The sequence below is a fragment of the Bradyrhizobium altum genome (assembly GCF_020889705.1).
Taxonomy (GTDB): domain Bacteria; phylum Pseudomonadota; class Alphaproteobacteria; order Rhizobiales; family Xanthobacteraceae; genus Bradyrhizobium; species Bradyrhizobium altum.
Genome location: NZ_JACMYP010000558.1, coordinates 1 through 1,179 on the forward strand (window position 1 = coordinate 1; position 1,179 = coordinate 1,179).

Sequence of the window (1,179 nt, forward strand, 5' to 3'; positions counted from 1 at the left end):
GCGAGGGCTTTGCAGAAGTCATCCGGGATGATTCTCTTTGGTGAAGGATTCGCCGGAGGAACGGATGGCGGAACGCCAGATTGGTCAATTGAGCTTTACAGACGGGCTGGTGAATGACGCGGCTCGAGCCAATGCGCCATTGCAGCGAGTGTCGGAACTGGTCGACTGGAGCGCGATTGAAGCGCTGCTGAGCGGCTTGCGCAGCGGGTCGATGGGAGCGCCAGCTTACCCGTCGCTGGCACTGTTTAAGGCGCTGTTGCTGCAGCAATGGTATGGGCTGTCCGATCCGGGCCTTGAGGAGGCGCTGGTGGACCGCCTGTCGTTCCGGCGCTTTCTGGGCCTGTCGCTGAGTGAGCCGGTGCCGGATCATTCCACGCTATGGCGTTTCCGCGAACAGCTGGCCACGAGCGGGCTGGCGGAGCGCGCTTTTGCCCTGATTACGGCACAGATCGAGAAGTCCGGCTTCGTCTTGAAGCGCGGCACATTGATCGACGCTTCGCTGATCCGCTCGGCGGTTAATCCACCCCAACCACCGGATCCCGATTTGCCCCCGGATGCGGACGGGCGGCCCGCCAGCAAGCTGGTCAAAAGCGCTCACGATCCTGACGCTGCCTGGACCAAGAAGGACGGCAAATATGCCTTCGGCTACAAGATGCACGTGGCGATGGACCAAGGCAGTCGCATCATCCGGCGCCTCGCCTTTACGCCAGCCAATGTCAACGACACCGTGCCCGCTGACGGGCTGATCTGCGGCGACGAGGCAACGCTCTACGCTGACAAAGCCTACGATACCATCGCGCGACGTGTGCGGTTGAAGCAGATGGATATTCGCGACGGCATTATGCGCAGACACAACCGCTGGCTTCGCTTGGGACCTTGGGCGGTGCGTCGTAACGCGGTCATCTCGCGTCGACGCGCGCCGATCGAGCCGTTGTTCGCATTGCTCAAACGCGTCTACGGCCTTGCGCGTGCCCGCTATCGGGGCCTGATGCGCAATGCCGCAGCTTTCCAGCTCGCTGCGACCGCGATCAATCTCCAGCGATGGGCCAGAACGCCACCCCACATCGCCTAACCAAACCAGGTATCCAGCCATCACGGCTGCCCCATCCAAGCAACTGACCGGCTCAAACAACCAGCGCCCGCCCCCGTCGACCTGCTCGACTTTCGCAAAGCCCTCGC

At 62.4% G+C, this 1,179-nt stretch carries 1 protein-coding gene; it reads left to right on the forward strand.

The genetic code is table 11. The features are described 5' to 3' along the window. The first annotated feature begins 64 nt into the window (after window positions 1–64). Window positions 65–1,072 (forward strand): IS5 family transposase, encoded by a 1,008-nt coding sequence (locus H8B02_RS47360; protein WP_229172525.1) that lies wholly within the window; start codon window positions 65–67, stop codon window positions 1,070–1,072. Window positions 1,073–1,179: the final 107 nt, after the last annotated feature.